The sequence below is a fragment of the Helicobacter pylori genome (assembly GCF_001653455.1).
Classification (GTDB): Bacteria; Campylobacterota; Campylobacteria; order Campylobacterales; family Helicobacteraceae; genus Helicobacter; species Helicobacter pylori_A.
This window is the reverse complement of the sequence record NZ_CP011486.1, coordinates 724,420-739,390: the sequence shown is the minus strand read 5'-3', so window position 1 is coordinate 739,390 and position 14,971 is coordinate 724,420. Positions and strand designations below refer to the sequence as shown.

The 14,971-nt window shown below is 39.2% G+C and carries 17 protein-coding genes and 1 tRNA gene; 4 read left to right on the top strand and 14 right to left on the bottom strand.

The features are described from left to right. Positions 1-4 precede the first annotated feature (4 nt). The 14 genes from AA977_RS03475 to AA977_RS03415 all read right to left on the bottom strand — a co-directional run bounded on the left by AA977_RS03475 (position 5) and on the right by AA977_RS03415 (position 12,416). On the bottom strand, positions 5-1,318 hold the full coding sequence (locus AA977_RS03475; RefSeq protein WP_064434603.1) for a Na+/H+ antiporter family protein: 1,314 nt from the start codon (positions 1,316-1,318) through the stop codon (positions 5-7). 124 nt (positions 1,319-1,442) lie between these two features. Continuing rightward, positions 1,443-2,321 carry a carbon-nitrogen hydrolase gene (locus tag AA977_RS03470; protein ID WP_064434602.1) on the bottom strand — a complete coding sequence of 293 codons (879 nt, stop codon included), beginning with the start codon at positions 2,319-2,321 and terminating at the stop codon, positions 1,443-1,445. A gap of 3 nt (positions 2,322-2,324) precedes the next feature. Beyond that, complete coding sequence (locus AA977_RS07815) at positions 2,325-2,471, bottom strand: hypothetical protein (protein ID WP_020972388.1); 147 nt, start codon at positions 2,469-2,471, stop codon at positions 2,325-2,327. A 1-nt stretch (position 2,472) separates the two neighbouring features. Further along, on the bottom strand, positions 2,473-3,144 hold the full coding sequence (locus AA977_RS03465; RefSeq protein WP_064434601.1) for a tRNA threonylcarbamoyladenosine dehydratase: 672 nt from the start codon (positions 3,142-3,144) through the stop codon (positions 2,473-2,475). Positions 3,145-3,196: 52 nt separating this feature from the next. Then, complete coding sequence (locus AA977_RS03460) at positions 3,197-3,436, bottom strand: hypothetical protein (RefSeq protein WP_064434600.1); 240 nt, start codon at positions 3,434-3,436, stop codon at positions 3,197-3,199. After that, the gene (gene fliS, locus AA977_RS03455) at positions 3,423-3,803 is read right to left on the bottom strand and encodes a flagellar export chaperone FliS (RefSeq protein ID WP_001199082.1); all 381 of its coding nucleotides are present in this window, start codon (positions 3,801-3,803) and stop codon (positions 3,423-3,425) included. Before fliS ends, AA977_RS03460 begins: the two co-directional genes overlap by 14 nt. A 44-nt stretch (positions 3,804-3,847) precedes the next feature. Next, positions 3,848-5,905 carry a flagellar filament capping protein FliD gene (gene fliD, locus AA977_RS03450; RefSeq protein WP_064434599.1) on the bottom strand — a complete coding sequence of 686 codons (2,058 nt, stop codon included), beginning with the start codon at positions 5,903-5,905 and terminating at the stop codon, positions 3,848-3,850. Between the two features lie 16 nt (positions 5,906-5,921). After that, entirely contained in the window at positions 5,922-6,299 is a 378-nt protein-coding gene (gene flaG, locus AA977_RS03445) for a flagella length regulator FlaG (RefSeq protein ID WP_064435192.1), read from the bottom strand. Between the two features lie 85 nt (positions 6,300-6,384). Beyond that, the gene (locus AA977_RS03440) at positions 6,385-7,587 is read right to left on the bottom strand and encodes a murein hydrolase activator EnvC family protein (protein WP_064434598.1); all 1,203 of its coding nucleotides are present in this window, start codon (positions 7,585-7,587) and stop codon (positions 6,385-6,387) included. Beyond that, positions 7,580-8,386 (bottom strand): FtsX-like permease family protein, encoded by an 807-nt coding sequence (locus AA977_RS03435; protein WP_064434597.1) that lies wholly within the window; start codon positions 8,384-8,386, stop codon positions 7,580-7,582. Before AA977_RS03435 ends, AA977_RS03440 begins: the two co-directional genes overlap by 8 nt. Then, positions 8,373-9,044: an ABC transporter ATP-binding protein gene (locus tag AA977_RS03430; RefSeq protein ID WP_000022315.1), complete on the bottom strand. Its 672-nt coding sequence runs from the start codon at positions 9,042-9,044 to the stop codon at positions 8,373-8,375. Before AA977_RS03430 ends, AA977_RS03435 begins: the two co-directional genes overlap by 14 nt. Beyond that, the gene (gene trmB / locus AA977_RS03425; protein WP_064434596.1) at positions 9,019-10,215 is read right to left on the bottom strand and encodes a tRNA (guanosine(46)-N7)-methyltransferase TrmB; all 1,197 of its coding nucleotides are present in this window, start codon (positions 10,213-10,215) and stop codon (positions 9,019-9,021) included. Before trmB ends, AA977_RS03430 begins: the two co-directional genes overlap by 26 nt. Positions 10,216-10,225: 10 nt before the next feature. Then, complete coding sequence (locus AA977_RS03420) at positions 10,226-11,473, bottom strand: fibronectin type III domain-containing protein (protein WP_064434595.1); 1,248 nt, start codon at positions 11,471-11,473, stop codon at positions 10,226-10,228. Then, a complete protein-coding gene (locus tag AA977_RS03415; RefSeq protein WP_064434594.1) occupies positions 11,436-12,416 on the bottom strand; it encodes an RluA family pseudouridine synthase in 981 nt (326 codons plus the stop codon). The genes AA977_RS03420 and AA977_RS03415 overlap by 38 nt, the downstream gene beginning before the upstream one ends. A 141-nt stretch (positions 12,417-12,557) precedes the next feature. Between AA977_RS03415 and AA977_RS03410 the strand changes: the two genes are divergently transcribed. The 4 genes from AA977_RS03410 to AA977_RS03395 all read left to right on the top strand — a co-directional run bounded on the left by AA977_RS03410 (position 12,558) and on the right by AA977_RS03395 (position 14,970). Further along, positions 12,558-13,022, top strand: coding sequence for a GTPase (locus AA977_RS03410; protein ID WP_064434593.1), 465 nt, complete (start codon positions 12,558-12,560; stop codon positions 13,020-13,022). After that, entirely contained in the window at positions 12,949-13,767 is an 819-nt protein-coding gene (locus tag AA977_RS03405; RefSeq protein ID WP_064434592.1) for a YcjF family protein, read from the top strand. Before AA977_RS03410 ends, AA977_RS03405 begins: the two co-directional genes overlap by 74 nt. 22 nt (positions 13,768-13,789) lie before the next feature. Then, on the top strand, positions 13,790-14,932 hold the full coding sequence (locus AA977_RS03400) for an FtsW/RodA/SpoVE family cell cycle protein (RefSeq protein ID WP_080472388.1): 1,143 nt from the start codon (positions 13,790-13,792) through the stop codon (positions 14,930-14,932). Next, positions 14,894-14,970: transfer RNA gene (locus AA977_RS03395), tRNA-Ile, on the top strand. Before AA977_RS03400 ends, AA977_RS03395 begins: the two co-directional genes overlap by 39 nt. Position 14,971: the final 1 nt, after the last annotated feature.

Here is a 14,971-nt window from a genome sequence, read left to right as displayed (position 1 = left end):
TAGATTAGCCTAATAATAACGCTCCAACCACTCCAAAAAGAATCAAAGGGAGGTTATAAACTAAAAAAGTCGGCACGCATGTGTCATAGATATGGTTGTGCTGGTTGTCTGCATTAAGCCCGCAAGTAGGCCCCATGGTGCTATCGCTAGCCGGTGAGCCTGCATCGCCTAAAGCTGCGGCTATGCCAACGAGTAAGATTGTAGATTCCGTGCTAAACCCTAATTTCGCACACAAAGGGACATAAAACACAGCGATGATAGGAATCGTGCCAAAAGAAGTCCCTATCCCCATAGTGATAAAAAGCCCCACCACAAGCATTAAAAAAGCCCCTAAAAGCTTCCCTTGGACTACGCTTGTGATCGCATTCACTAATCCCTCTATGGCATGCACTTTTTGCAACACTTCTCCAAACCCGCTAGCCACCAGCATCACAAAAGCGATAAACGCCATCATTTTCACGCTATCGTCCATTAAAGAGTCTGTTTCTTTAAACTTAATACCACGGCCTAGTAAGATGATCGCTAAAGCCAAAAAGGCGGCTAAGGGCATAGAATCGGTGGCTAATTGGATCACAAAAGCCACAATAATCCCTATAAAAGTCAAATAGTCATGGTAGTTTAATTGAAGCGAGGCGTAATTTTCTATATCAAAAGATTTTTCTTTGTAGCGCCTTGGTTTTTTGTATAGCGTTAATACCGCTAAAAGCAACCCAGCAACCATCGCTAACCCCGCTATCCACATCACTCCTGTGATTTGCGCTATGGTAGTGTTCATGCCATTAGCTTTTAATTGCTCTAAAATCGTGGTTTGAAAGATCAAGCCAAACCCCACAGGAAGCACCAAGTAGGGGGCTTGCAAGCCAAAAGTTAAAGCGCAAGCCACCGCTCTTCTATCCAATTCTAGTCGGTTCATCAAGTGCAAAAGAGGGGGGATCAAAATAGGGATAAAAGCGATATGCACCGGCACTAAATTTTGCGAAAAACATGCAATAAAAGCGATTAAAAAGCAAAAAGTGGATCGCTTGTAATCCATTAAATCTATTAATTTACTCAAAGCGACTTTAATGAGGTTGCTTTTAGCGATCGCTACCGCTAAAGCCCCTAAAAGGATGTAGCTTAATGCAATGTTTAAATTGCCTTTCATGCCGTCTATCATCACATTAAAACTCTCTGTGATTCCAAGCCCTCCCATAAGCCCTGCTATGAGAGTCGCGCTAATCATAGAAAGCATGACATTGAGCCTTAAAAGGCTAAGAACGCACATGCAAATGATGGCCACAAAGGCAGGATTGCTCCATATAGAGCTATTTTCTAGCATTTTTGCTCCTTGTTAAAGTGAAAATACCGCGCAAAAATGATAGAATTTTTGCGCTTTTTTAGCGCAAGAAACTACACCTATCATGTTCAATCCTTTCTAACCTTATTTTCTAAATCTTAAATGACTAGCTATAGCGTTTCAACAAATCGTTATAAAAATCAATGCGTCTGTCTCTTAAAAACGGCCACATTCGGCGCACTTCTTCGGTGCGTTTTAAATCAATTTCTGCATACAAAATTTCTTCTTTATCGCTCGCTTTAGCTAAAAACTCGCCTAAAGCCCCCACCACAAAGCTAGAGCCAAAAAAAGTAATGCCCCCCTTAATCACGCCACTAGGATCTAATTCCACGCCCACTCTGTTAGTCGCAATCAAAGGCAAGCCATTAGCGATCGCATGCCCTCTTTGGATCGCCTCCCATGCGTTTTGCTGGCGTTTTTTTTCTTCATTGGAATCTTCTTCTAAAAACCCGATCGCGCTAGGATAGATTAAAATTTCTGCCCCTTTTAAAGCCATAATCCTAGCCGCTTCAGGATACCATTGATCCCAACACACCATAAGCCCTAATTTCCCTACGCTTGTAGCAATAGGCTCAAAGCCCAAATCCCCTGGCGTGAAATAAAATTTTTCATAAAACCCCGGATCATCAGGAATGTGCATTTTACGATACACTCCAGCGATTGAGCCGTCTTTTTCAAACACAACCGCGCTGTTGTGATACAACCCTTTAGCGCGCTTTTCAAACAAAGAAGTAACAAGCACCACCTTGAATTTTTGAGCTAAAGCGCTAAAAAAGGCCTTATCTTCTTCAAAATACTCGCCCAAATCAAAAAATTTAGGGTTTTCGCTTTGGCAAAAATAACTATAAGGGTTTAATTCTTGCAACACCACTAAATTGGTTTTAGGGTGTTTTTTGAGCGCTTGTTCAAGCAAGTGCGCTGTATGCTCTATGGTCTTTTTTCTAGAGCCGCAATAAGCGTGCTGGAGAATGCTCGCACAAATCATTTTTCACTCTTCTTCATAATCAGAGCTATAATCTTCATAATCGTCATCATCATAGACATTCTTATAATCATCATACCCCTCATCATCTTCTTCAAAGCCCTCTAATTCTTCTTCTTCAAAATCTTCCAATTCGTCTTCGTAATCTTTCATTTCACTGCCTTTCATGTTTGATAATATCTTGCACGACTTCACTCGCTATTTGCAAACCAAAACTCGCCGTAACCGCATTAAAACTCCCAAGCTCTATGCAATGCGGAGCTTCAGGGCTAAAAACCACTTTAAAATCCCCCTTAAAACGGCGTTTTTTTAAAAAATCCCTAAATTTACGCCCGAATTTATCGCCGTAACTTTCCCACACGCTCCCCACTTGGATGTGTTTAGGGTTCAAGCGTTTCGCGCTCCCCATAGAGCTAATAAACTTCCCGTAAGCGAAATTTTGACATTTTATCGCCAAACTCGTTTTAATAGGCAAATCGTCCATGCAATCTAAAATATAATCATAATCTCTAAAATTAAATGAATTTAAAAACGCCTCATCTATGCGGCAATTTAAAGCTTGTATGCCTTTATAGAGATCTTGTAACACTAACACTTTAGATTCTCCTACCCTTTCTGATCCGATCTGGCGATTTTGATTGGTTGCATCAAACACATCTTTATCAATGATAGTGATTTGCCCTATCCCCACACGATACAAAGAATCCAGCGCAAAGCCCCCAACGCCCCCCACGCCACAGATTAAAACCTTTTGTTGGCGGATTTTTTCAAAATCGTTTTTAAACAACCACCTTATGCGCGTGAATCTATCTATGGGTTCGGACAATCTTTAGCCTTCAATAAAAATAGTGTTTTTATTGTATCGTAGTTTAAAAAATCTAAGACAAAAATTTTTGAATCTTCTTAGCCTTATGCATTTGTGATTGCAGTTCTTCTTTTTCTTTTTCTAACAATTCAATGCTTTGGGCTATCATTTCCTTAAGGCTTAAAAGCGTTTCTAAATCCAAGTTTTTTATTTGCTCTAAAGAAAGGCGCTCTATCAATGAAAAAGCCTGCTTAGAATCTTTTTTAATAAGAGCGATTTTAAAGGAATTTAATAAAATTTCAGGTGAGTTCATCCGAATGGATTTCCCTCCATGCCTCTAACAACCCCCTAGCCACATTCAAAACTAAATCAATCTTACTCGCATCATTTTCCACATTGGCTTGCGTTAAAACTTTGATTTGATGGGTGTATAAGCCTGTAAGATACACCGCCACCTCCCCCCCTTTTTCGTAATCTAAAATATTCAACAACTCCGTGAAAATATCCGTAACTCTATTAATATAATAGATCTTCTTTTCAATGTCTTCATTCTCAATACAGCGTTTGGCTTGCGAAGAAAATCTTAAAATCCCTTCATAAAGCATTTCAATGAGTTTTGCTGGGGACTCCACACTCACTCTATTGTGCTGGTAAGCTTGATAAGCGTTAGCGTATTGCATGGGTTTAATCCTTTATCCTTTAAAATTTAATCGCTCTTTTGTTTTTAATTCTTTTTGGCCGCCGCTTGATCGATCATCATTTGCACGGAATTGAATTTTTGATTCGCTTTAGAAATTTGACTATCATAAGCCGCAAAACGCTCCGCCATGATGTTGTAACGGGTTTTTAAAAGCTCTTGAGCGTTTTCTTTGTCTTTGGTCAAGCTTTTAGCGTCTCTGTCTAGAGAATCTTCATAAATCTTTAATTTAGCGTTCCCTCCGTCTATAAGATTAGCAACCACTTGATTGAATTTAGAAAAAATGCCCTCTTGGTGGATTTCTCTACCCCCCATATCCTTGCTATCGCTCCCATAGAAAAAATCTTGAGCCGCTTTAGGGTTAGAATTTAACGCGCTACTCAATTTAGCTTCATCTAAACTCATCACGCCCTTATCGTCTAAACTAAGCCCATATTTCATCAAGCTTTCTACCCCGTTATCGGTATGCACGCTATAAGAAAACACATTATTAAGAGAAGAGCGAATCGTGCGAATATCGCCCACGCCGTTAAAGATCCCAGCAATCTTAGTGTCTGCATCATAGCGCGTGTCTTCGTCTAGTTTAGGGATAAGCTCATTATAGGCTTTCACAAACTCAGTCAAGCTGTCTATAATGGCTTGATTGTCCCTGCTCACGCTGATAATGGCGGGTTTATTCGGCTCTGTGGTTTGCTCTAAAGTGATATTAACCCCGCTGATCACATCATTGACCTCATTAGTGGGGCGTGTGATGCTCACCCCATTATAAGTGAATTGTGAATCGCTCGCTTTTTGCAAATTCTTAGCCCTAAAAAGCGTGTCTTGTGAAGCTTCATAAGATTGCACCATGCCAGCATTCAAGCCTAAATCCTTCAAACTGGCCTTGCCTAAAGCGTCTTCCCCCTTGATAGCGAGCATTCCGGTTTTAGAATTGATCACAAGCTTGCCTTCTGCATTCTTAAACGCACTCAAGCCTTCTTTAGCGTTGATCGCTTGGATGATAGCGTCTGTGTTCTGCTCGCTGGTGTTGCTTTCTTTGGTTAAGGCGCTTAAATCCAGTTTTTGGCTATTCAAGCTAACCACCCCTTCTAATTTACCCTCTTTGATGGTGCGAGAGCTTTTTAGCAAATCGCTTTCTTGCGTGGTAGTTTGTAAAAACCCTAGCTCTTTAGCCTTATTCCCTTTAACTTCAATTTTTTCCCCACGCCTGTCATTAATGATTAAAGAATCCCCCCCATGAATCACATCTACAGAAATATCCCCATTAGCGATTAAATCTTTAAAATTAGGGTCATTTTCTAAAGCCTGCTCTATCGCTTTTTGGATTGCGGTGTTTTTTTGTTTGATAGAAGAGCTTTCAGGGAGCTCTAGTGTAATGGGGACTTCATGCATGCTCCCATCAGCCCCCTTTAAATTCAAACTCACTTCGCTTTTACCGCTTTCATCAACCCCTAAAGAAAGGGCGTTTTTGTTAGCGAGCGTGGATTGGAGGTGTGAGCCAAAATAAATGCGGTTGTCTTCGCCGGTGTTTTTGGTATTCACCATCAATTGGTAGGGGTCATTCCCCCCTGTTTTCATCACAATGCCCATCACTTCGCCATTGGTAGCGTCTGTGATGCTTTGAGCCACATCGCCTAGAGTCATTCCGGATTTAATATCAATAGCGTAATCCTTGTTTTGCGTGTAAAACTTGAGCGTGGTATCCACTTGGCTAAAAATATCGTCTCTTGAAGAGAATTTCGCCCCTAATTCATTAATATCGCCTTGTGCTAAATTTTGCACATCCACTTTAATGTCTTGGATAGGCACGCCAGCCCCCACACTCGCGCTCAATGCATCGCCTGTAACATTGCTTTTTCGACTGATATAAGTGGAATAATCAGAGAGCGTTTTAATAGGACCTTTTAGAGATGAAAGGAGCGTTTTGATTTCTACAAGGGCTTTTTGTTTTTCAACATTTTGCTCCATTTTTTTGTCTAAGGGTGCGATCAATGCCTTTTCATCAGCGTCCTTAAGTTTGTCAATCACATCGTAATTCAAAACCTTACTGCCAAGCCCTAATGAGCTTAATGAACCTATTGCCATTTTTTACCCCTAAATTTTAGCCTTTTTTATCAAAGATAATGCCTATCACATCGCGCATTCTTTGCATAAGATCCACGGCTTCTTTAGAGGGAATTTCTCTTAACACCTTATCCCCATTAGCGTCTTTGACAGAAACCACTAACCCTTTGATCGTGTCGTTATAACTAAAATTAATATCCGTGCCAATACGCTTCATTTCTTCATTCAAACGCTCGCTCAATAATTCTAGCTTGGGTTTGTATTGCTCAGGATCAATGGTTGTTTTAGATTCATCTATAGTGTTTTCTATAGCGTTTATAGTATTAGTGCGATTAATCTCTTTTGTAGGGGTTGTTTGAACGCTTATATGAGATGTAGAAATCCCAAGCCCACTCCCTTGAACTTCATTGACCATAAAAACCTCCAAATTCTTGCCTATAAATGTAATTATTTCTTTGTTTGTATAACCAAATATCGGCAAAAAGACGATTTGTTAAATCTTAATTGCGCGCGATGAGTTCCAAAGGGTTAATGTGTTTTTCTCTCATGGTAACTTCAAAGCCTAATCGTTGCTCAATGCGCCCTAAAACATAGCCTTTTTGGATCCGCATGCCGCTTTTAATGGTAGGGGCGATTTTATCTAGTTGGGAATAAATCGTGCGGATGCCGTTTTTATGCTCAATGATCACGACTTTTTTAAGCATGTTGATTTCTTTAGCGAACACGATTTTCCCGTCTAGCACATTACGCACCAAAGCATTTGGGGTTTTTGACACGAGCGTGATGGATTCGCTAAAGATTTTTAAATTATACACCGGGTCAATATAAGGGCCAAATTTTTGCACCACTTCATAATCGTTCAAAGGAGCGATCGTTTTTGGCCCGTTATAGCTCGTGGTGTTGATATTTTGATAAGAGCTCGCCACTTGCTTGACTTCTAAGGCTTGAGAAGATTTTTTCAAACTGACTTTCTCTTCATTTTCTCTGGTTTGTTTGATGATATTCAAGCGTTTCAATAGGGCGTTTAAATTCTGGCGCTCTTTTTCTAAAAGCGCTAGTCGTTGGTTATAGATCGCATAATCTTTTTGCATGCTCAAAATGAGCTTGTTTTGTTCGGTTTGTAAGGATTTTAAGGTTACTTCACGAGTTTTTTGCTCATCTATGACAGATGAGATTTTTTGGATACTGCTTTTGACTTTTAAGGCTTGCGCGTTGAGTTCTTTTTCTTCTTGGCTCAATTGCGACATTTTGGATAGGGTGTTTTGGTGCAAGTTTTCAAACGCCACTTGCAAAATAACATCGTTAGAAGAGGCTAAATTTTGCCCCTTTAAGGCTTGCGAAAAAAGAAAATCTTGCAAAAGTGCATCAAAGACCCTTTTTTGCAAAAACGATCGTTGTTTTTGCAAATTATCCAAAGACTTGCGGTAGTTGGTTAGGACTTTTTCTTGCGCCAAACTTTCGTTACGATTTTTTTCAAGACTCTTTTTTAAAGCCGTCATTTGGCGCTCCATCTCCACTTTTTGAAGTTCTTTAGAGCGGATCGCTTCACCCAAAGAACTCAAACGGCTGTTTAATTGGTTTTTTTCTTCATGGGTTTTTTTTAAAAGGGTTTCTTTATGTTGAATATCTTTAGCAATATCGCTCACTTTTTGCGTGTTAGCTAATAGTAGGGTGGCTAACAAAAACACCCCTAATTTATGCATGTCTACTTCTCCAAGCTACAAGTAAAACAGAAACAAATGAGACCACAAGGCTAAAAAGCAGTCCCCATAAAAAATGGTTTAAAATAAAAGTGCCTCCTATAATACCCAAAGTATCCATCGTTTTTTCAAAACCTTTTTGTGAAGTGATATAGAGCATGAGCATGGGGGCTATGAAACTAGCGATTAAAGAATCCATTAAAGCGATTTTATACAAAAACCCATTTTTAAAAGACACCGAAGCCCCCAATAAATCCATAATCTCCAACCTCTCATGGTATTGGTAGATCCAAATGCGGACTTGCTTAAACATCAATAAAACCGACAAGACAAAAACCACCAACGCAAAAATATAGACAGCCACTTTAATAAAACTTAAGAGATCATACACTTGCATGTAAGTTTTAGCAAAGACTTCAACTTTTTGAACGCCAGGGATTTTGAGCAATTTTTCTTTAATGCTTTCTAAACGCTCTTGAGTGGGGAAACTAGAAAGTTGCAAAGAATAAAAAAAGGGTAAATTTTTTTTTAATTCCTTAAGCCCGTCTAAGCCTAGAGTTTTTTGGAGAGGTTCTAAGGAATAATTAGGATCGATTTCTTTTAGCGCTATAATTTCGCTAAAATTTTGACGCAACAATTCCAAGCTTAATTTTTGCGTGCTGGCTAACACGACCGAATAATCTTCAATCAATTTTTTTTCTTTTTGCACGATCGCTTGATTGATAAATAACACGCACTCCAAGCTAAACAACAACGCCACAAGGGGAATGATAAAGGCTAAATGTTTTTTAAGAGTATTCATAAACTTCCCCATCTTCTATATAAAATTTTCGGTGATAAGCGCTAAAATTTTTAGGGAATTTGTGCGTAACCACCACGATCGTAGCGTTTAATTGCGTGTTCATGCCCCTTAATAAGCTCCAGATTTTATCGCTAGAATAATCGTCTAAATTCCCAGTAGGCTCATCGGCTAAAATGAGTTCAGGGCAGTTTGCCATAGCCCTTGCCATCGCCACTCTTTGCTGCTCGCCCCCGCTGAGTTCTTTAGGGTAGCGGTTAGCCTTATGGCGCAAATCAATATGCCCTAAAAGTTTTTCTAACTGCAAGTGGCATTCTTCTTTTTTAACACCACAAATCACCATCGGCAGTTTGATGTTTTGCTCAATCGTGTAATCTTGGATCAATTTATAGTCTTGAAAAACCACGCCAATATTTTTACGCAAATCTAAAAGCGTCGTTTTTGAAGCGTTATTCATGTTGATATTGCAAACTTCTAATTTACCGCTAAAAACTTTTAAATCCCCATAGAACGAGCGCAAAAGCGTGCTTTTACCGCTCCCGCTAGGCCCTGAAATGAACACAAAATCCTTCCGTTTGATGCGTAAATTAGCATGTTTGATGACCGGCTCGTTTTGCTGGTATTGTAAGCATAAATTATTCGCTGCAATGATGATACTCATCAAATTCCTTTAGGATATTTTGAAGCAAAAGATGCGCTTTGTAGTTGTTTAAAGTTTTTAAGGGGCTTTTATTGAGGTAAAAAACTTGATTTTTTGCCAATAAAACAAACAAACGCACAGGCCAGTCAAAATCCCCCATGCTCAATTCCACTAAAAAATCCCCTTGATTCTCATAAATATTGCAAACATGCACAAAATACCCTTCTTTAATGATTTTTGGGGTTTTTAAAATCGTTCCAACGCTCTTTTGATCAAGCGTTATTGTATCAAAAGAAAAATCAAATGCATGGTTATTGCAAGGGGTTTCATTGGATTCTAAAGAATAAATTCTTAAATCATAAATATCTTTTTTGAGTTTATTCCAACGCGCTTCATACTTGCTGACAACCGGGATTTGAGCGTTTTTTTTGATTTCTATTTCGCTTTTAAAATGTTTTAGGGCTAATTTTAGGCTGTCTTCAAAATAAAGCGCATCATCGGTGCGTAATTCCAAAAACCCTTTAGGTTTTAAAACCCTTAAAGCTTCATTTAAAAACCTTTCGCTTAACACTCGGCGGTGTTTTTTCTCATTCCATGGCACAGGGAAATGCACAAAAATTTTCTCGCATTTATGGTGTGGCATGCTCTCTAAAATTAAACGGCCATCGCCTTGCAACACATGCAAATTTTTTAAATCCCATAACTCTATTTGTTTTAAGATTTGCGCGATAGAGGGGGTGTAAATTTCTATCCCTAAACATGTTTTAGTGGGGTTGTTTTTGGCTAATTCTATCAAATGCCGCCCGCTCCCAAAACCAATTTCGGCTAAAATAGGGGCTTGATTTTCTTTGATAAAGTCTTCAAAATTCTCTAAATCAAGGGCTTTTTTTTCGCTTGCATGTTTAGAATTTTCTTGCAAATTATGCGAAATCACTTCAAAAGATTGCGAATAAATCCTTAAAGCTTGTTTTAAAACCTCTCTTTTTAAAGGCGTTGCTTTTTCGCTTTTGATTAAAAAATCATTGGCTCGCCTGATTTTTTGCAATAAAAAAATGTGATTTTTAAAACTTGCATACACACAGCTTTTAGTGGGGTGTTTTAAGCTTGAAAATTCCCTATGAAAACAAAAATCCCCATTTATTAGTGGGTATTCTAAAGGTTTGGAATCTAACTTGGCTAAAAAATGGGGCATTCAAACTCTTTTAGCGCTCTAAAAACAAACGCACTTCTTTGCTGGGGTGCGATTCTAAACCATCTTTATCCACGCTCACTACTTGATAGCGATAAGGCACACCCACTTTCATGTCCTTATCCACGAATTGGTTTTTGGTGATATTCCCAAAACGCAAAGGGGTTTTGGAGTTGGCTTCAAAACGATACACCGCGTAAGTGGCTATCTTAGCGCTTGGGTTGTTTTCCCACTGGATTAGGGCTGAAGAGTCTTGAATAGCCCCTTTGACGATAACAGGGGCTTCAGGCCTGTCAGCGGTCTCACCCATTGCAGGCTCTTTGGGTAAAGCCCCTTCAAGGTGCGTTTTGTCTAGGGCGACGACTTTATAATAACGAGCGAGGTTGTCTTTTTCTATCTTATCCACATAGGAAGTGTTGGTGGTTTGAGCGATGAATTTGTATTTATCGTTGCGGTTATTGGAAGCGTAAATGCGATAAGCCACCACATCTTCTTCTGGGGATTTATCCCAACTCAATTCAATTTGTCGCGTGAGGTTTTGACTCACTCTGACATTAGTGATTTCTTTGGGTAAATCTTTGGTTTTTCCCTCCACTATGATGCTAGGCCTAGATTTATCGCCCATGAAATTTTCTGCAACGACTTGGTAGCGGTATTTTTTCCCGTCTTCTAAATCTTTATCAAAAAATTCCACAAACAAGCGGTTTCTAACAGCCCCCACGCTGACAAATTTGCCGTCTTTATTTTGCCTTTGAATGATGTATTTAGAAACGCTAGGGTTAGGGTGCGGGCTCCAAAAAACTTTCACGCTTTTAGGGTATTCAAGGCTTGCAAACACGCTTTCTACGGGATTGATAAAAGAGGTTTTGACTGAAATAGGCTCTGAAAGGTTAGAGACTTTATCGGCTTTGTAAGTGGCGATCTGATAAGTGTAAGAACTCTCTGTTTCTAGCCCCTCATCATAATAGTGGGTCGCATAAGGGTTTTTAATGGTAGCGATTCTTTTGAGCTGGGAGTCTTTTTTCAAGCGATATAAAATAAACCCGTCAATATCGTAAGTGTCATCAATTTTAGGCCATTCAAAGCCCACTGAACTCACATCGTTAATGGTTTTAACAGAATGGACTACCGGTAGCTTTGTGTCTATATTTTCTTTATTGTTAAGGGCTGAAAAAGTATGATTCCTGGTAGAAGAACATCCTATAAAAATCGCTAATACCACACTACTTTGCACTAAAAGCATGAAGTATTTTTTCTTCATCCAAGACCTCATCTAAATTCTCCTTGTCAAAAATTTTTTTAAGATATTCTAACATATCCTTTAATAGGGGAACTTTAAAGCGCAGTTTTTGCTCGCTTCTAGGGTGTTTGAACTCTATCAAATAGGCATGCAGCATGATTCTTATTTCTTCTTTAAGGAGCGCTTCATTAAGCCCGTAAAGATTATCGCCTATGATGTGTCTGTTTAAATATTCTAAATGCGCTCTGATCTGGTGCGTGCGCCCGGTGTATAATTTAGCCCCTATCAAATTGAAGTTATTTTGAGAAGTCAGCAAGCTAGTAAATTCGCTTTTAGAATAACGGCCTTTTTCGTTTTTAATCGCCATCATTTTTAGGCGGTTATTGGGGTTTCTTGCCAAATAACATTCCACGCTCATTTTTTCTTCCTTACGGCTTAAGGGCGTTGAAAGCAAGGCGATATAGTAGCGCCCCATCATTTTAGTTTTGAGTTGTTCGCTCAAATGAACATGGGTAAAATTGTTTTTAGCAATGACAATCCCTCCGCTTGTGTCTTTATCCAAACGATGCACAATCCCATAGCGCTCTTTAGAGCCTAGATTAGAAAGCTGGTAATTTTTAGATTTTAACCAATCCACTAAAGTAGGTTCTTTCACGCTTGGGGCTTTATGGACGACTAGATTAGGGGGCTTATTCAATACTAACAAATCGTCATCTTCAAAAATGACTTCTATTTCTAAATCAAGCTCTTTTTTTAAGGGTTTTGGCGTAATTTTAGGCGTTAAAAGCGCGATTGCATCGCCCTCTTTTAAGGCTAATCCCCCCTTTTTGACCTCCTTTTTTTGACAAAACACCAACCCCTCTTTAATTAAATTCAATACCTGATTTTTAGAAATTTGCAATTCTTTGGCTAAAAATTCATCAATGCGTTTGTAATTTTTGGGGGCGATGAAAACTTTTTGCATTCAAACCTTTTATTATTTTTGCATTTTTAAAAACCATTATTCTACTCAAAACCTTTAAAAAATCCTATTCCATTATTTTAATACGCTATAATCGGCGTGCCACCACTTTAGTGGCTTAGATCATTTGTAAAGGGGGTTCTAATGGAACACGACGGATATAATAAATTGAACGGCATTTTGCGTGGATTTTTAGGCGACTCATTCACGCTTGATGGGAAAGAGGGAGGATTGAACATGAGCAAGATGCTTGAATTCATCAAAAAGGAAAAACCCAAGATGAATATTTTGCTCATGGGGGCTACTGGGGTGGGTAAAAGCTCGCTCATTAACGCTCTATTTCGTGAAGAAATCGCTAAAACAGGCGTAGGAAAGCCTATCACTCAGCATCTTGAAAAATACATTGATGAAAAGAAAGGCTTGATTTTGTGGGACACTAAAGGCATTGAAGCTAAAGATTACCACGACACCGTGCAAAGCGTTCAAAAAGAAATGGAAGAGTCTTTTGAAAAGCTTGATGAAAAAGAGGCTATTGATGTGGCGTATTTGTGCGTTAAAGAGACTTCTGGTAGGGTTGAAGAGAGAGAGAGAGCTATTAAGCTTTACTAAAAAATGGAATATCCCAACGATTGTCGTTTTCACAAACACTCAAGCCGAAGCCGGCGATGCATTTGTCCAAGAAACTCAAACAATCATCAATGAAGAATGGGGGTTTAAAGATTCCATTAGAGCCTATGTGAGGGTTAATTCCGTTGCATTTTCATTTAGGGGGTTGAAAGTCCCTGTTGAAGGTTTAGAAGAATTGGTAGATGAAACGAAAAAATGCCTTTCAGACGCTATAAAAAATAAGAAAAACCATTTTTTGCGTATTCAAAAGGTTAAGATCCAAACAAGAAAACAAGCTATGATAGAGGAATGCAAGACCATTATCCATGTTGCATCAGGCGCTGCAGGAGCGGTTGGGCTTATCCCCATACCCTTTAGCGATGCACTCGCTATTGCGCCCATTCAAGCAGGAATGATCTATAAAATGAATGACGCTTTTGGAGTGGATTTGGATAAAACTTTAGCCACAAGTTTGATCACAGGGTTGTTAGGCGTAACCGCTGTCGCGCAAGTAGGGAGAACGATCGTTAATGGTTTCCTTAAATTCATTCCTATTGTGGGGAGTGTTTCAGGGAGTGCAACCGCTGCCATTATCACAGAAGGCATTGGGTTTGCGTATTTGAAAGTGCTAGAAAAATGCTTTAATGATGAGACGGGTGAAGTCAATTTGCCTGAAATTGATATGATAACTTCTCTCTTTAAGGAGAGTTATTTCAGTTTGGATTCAATCAAACAATTAAAACCATAAAATTAAGGGGTGTGAAAAACACATGGCAGACAAAAGGATTTGGATGCATTTTGATCTTTTGCCTTTTGTGTTTATCATCCCCTTATTGGTGGTTTCTTTTGTATTGATTTTTGAGAGCAGCACGGTTTTGAGCTTGAAGCAAGGGATTTATTACACAATAGGGTTTGCGCTCTTTTGGATCGTGTTTTTTATCCCTTTCAGGAAGCTCGATCGGTGGCTTTTTGTGTTTTATTGGGCATGCGTTATTTTGTTAGCGTTAGTGGATTTTGTGGGATCGAGCAAGCTTGGGGCGCAACGATGGCTAGTCATTCCCTTTACTTCTATCACCCTACAGCCCAGCGAACCCGTGAAAATCGCCATTCTTTTATTGTTGGCGCATTTGATTAAAATCAACCCACCCCCTTTTAAGGGCTATGATTGGGGCATGTTTTTAAAGCTTAGTTTTTACATTTGCTTACCGGCGGCTTTGATTTTAAAACAGCCTGATTTAGGCACGGCTCTTATTGTGCTAATCATGGGGTTTGGGATTTTATTGATCGTGGGTTTAAGGACTAGGGTGTGGCTCCCTCTTTTAATCGCTTTAACGGTGGCTTCGCCTATCGCTTATCATTTTTTGCATGATTACCAAAAAAAGCGTATTTCAGACTTTCTTTCTGAAAAGCCTAATTACCATGTTATGCAATCCATTATCGCTATTGGCTCAGGCGGTTTTTTAGGCAAATCCAAAGAAGCTTCCACTCAAACCAAATTCAAATTTTTGCCTATTGCAACGAGCGATTTTATTTTTGCTTACTTCGTGGAGCGTTTTGGGTTCTTAGGGGCTATATTGCTTTTTGCGATTTATATAGGCTTAACTTTGCATTTATTTTTTTATATGTTTGAGAGCAACAGCGATTGGTTTTTGAAAATTGTAGCCCTTGGGATTTCTATTTTAATCTTTGTTTATTCCAGCGTGAATATCGCCATGACTTTAGGGTTAGCCCCTGTGGTAGGCATTCCCTTACCCTTATTCAGCTATGGGGGGAGTAGTTTTATCACTTTTATGATCTTGTTTGGGATCTTAGAAAACCTGCTTGCTTTTCGCTATATTTTTGGATACAATAGCAAACCGTCCTTTGGGAATTTTGGATTCTTAGCTCAGCTGGTCAGAGCGCTCGGCTCATAACCGATTGGTCGTAGGTTCAAGTCCTACAGAATCCACCAC

Coding starts and splice junctions, on each gene's coding strand:
- AA977_RS03475 (WP_064434603.1), bottom strand. CDS start 1,318: ATGCTAGAAAATAGCTCTATATGGAGCAATCCTGCCTTTGTGGCCATC.
- AA977_RS03470 (WP_064434602.1), bottom strand. CDS start 2,321: ATGATTTGTGCGAGCATTCTCCAGCACGCTTATTGCGGCTCTAGAAAA.
- AA977_RS07815 (WP_020972388.1), bottom strand. CDS start 2,471: ATGAAAGATTACGAAGACGAATTGGAAGATTTTGAAGAAGAAGAATTA.
- AA977_RS03460 (WP_064434600.1), bottom strand. CDS start 3,436: ATGAACTCACCTGAAATTTTATTAAATTCCTTTAAAATCGCTCTTATT.
- fliS (WP_001199082.1), bottom strand. CDS start 3,803: ATGCAATACGCTAACGCTTATCAAGCTTACCAGCACAATAGAGTGAGT.
- fliD (WP_064434599.1), bottom strand. CDS start 5,905: ATGGCAATAGGTTCATTAAGCTCATTAGGGCTTGGCAGTAAGGTTTTG.
- flaG (WP_064435192.1), bottom strand. CDS start 6,299: ATGGTCAATGAAGTTCAAGGGAGTGGGCTTGGGATTTCTACATCTCAT.
- AA977_RS03440 (WP_064434598.1), bottom strand. CDS start 7,587: ATGCATAAATTAGGGGTGTTTTTGTTAGCCACCCTACTATTAGCTAAC.
- AA977_RS03435 (WP_064434597.1), bottom strand. CDS start 8,386: ATGAATACTCTTAAAAAACATTTAGCCTTTATCATTCCCCTTGTGGCG.
- AA977_RS03430 (WP_000022315.1), bottom strand. CDS start 9,044: ATGAGTATCATCATTGCAGCGAATAATTTATGCTTACAATACCAGCAA.
- trmB (WP_064434596.1), bottom strand. CDS start 10,215: ATGCCCCATTTTTTAGCCAAGTTAGATTCCAAACCTTTAGAATACCCA.
- AA977_RS03420 (WP_064434595.1), bottom strand. CDS start 11,473: ATGAAGAAAAAATACTTCATGCTTTTAGTGCAAAGTAGTGTGGTATTA.
- AA977_RS03415 (WP_064434594.1), bottom strand. CDS start 12,416: ATGCAAAAAGTTTTCATCGCCCCCAAAAATTACAAACGCATTGATGAA.
- AA977_RS03410 (WP_064434593.1), top strand. CDS start 12,558: ATGGAACACGACGGATATAATAAATTGAACGGCATTTTGCGTGGATTT.
- AA977_RS03405 (WP_064434592.1), top strand. CDS start 12,949: ATGTGGCGTATTTGTGCGTTAAAGAGACTTCTGGTAGGGTTGAAGAGA.
- AA977_RS03400 (WP_080472388.1), top strand. CDS start 13,790: ATGGCAGACAAAAGGATTTGGATGCATTTTGATCTTTTGCCTTTTGTG.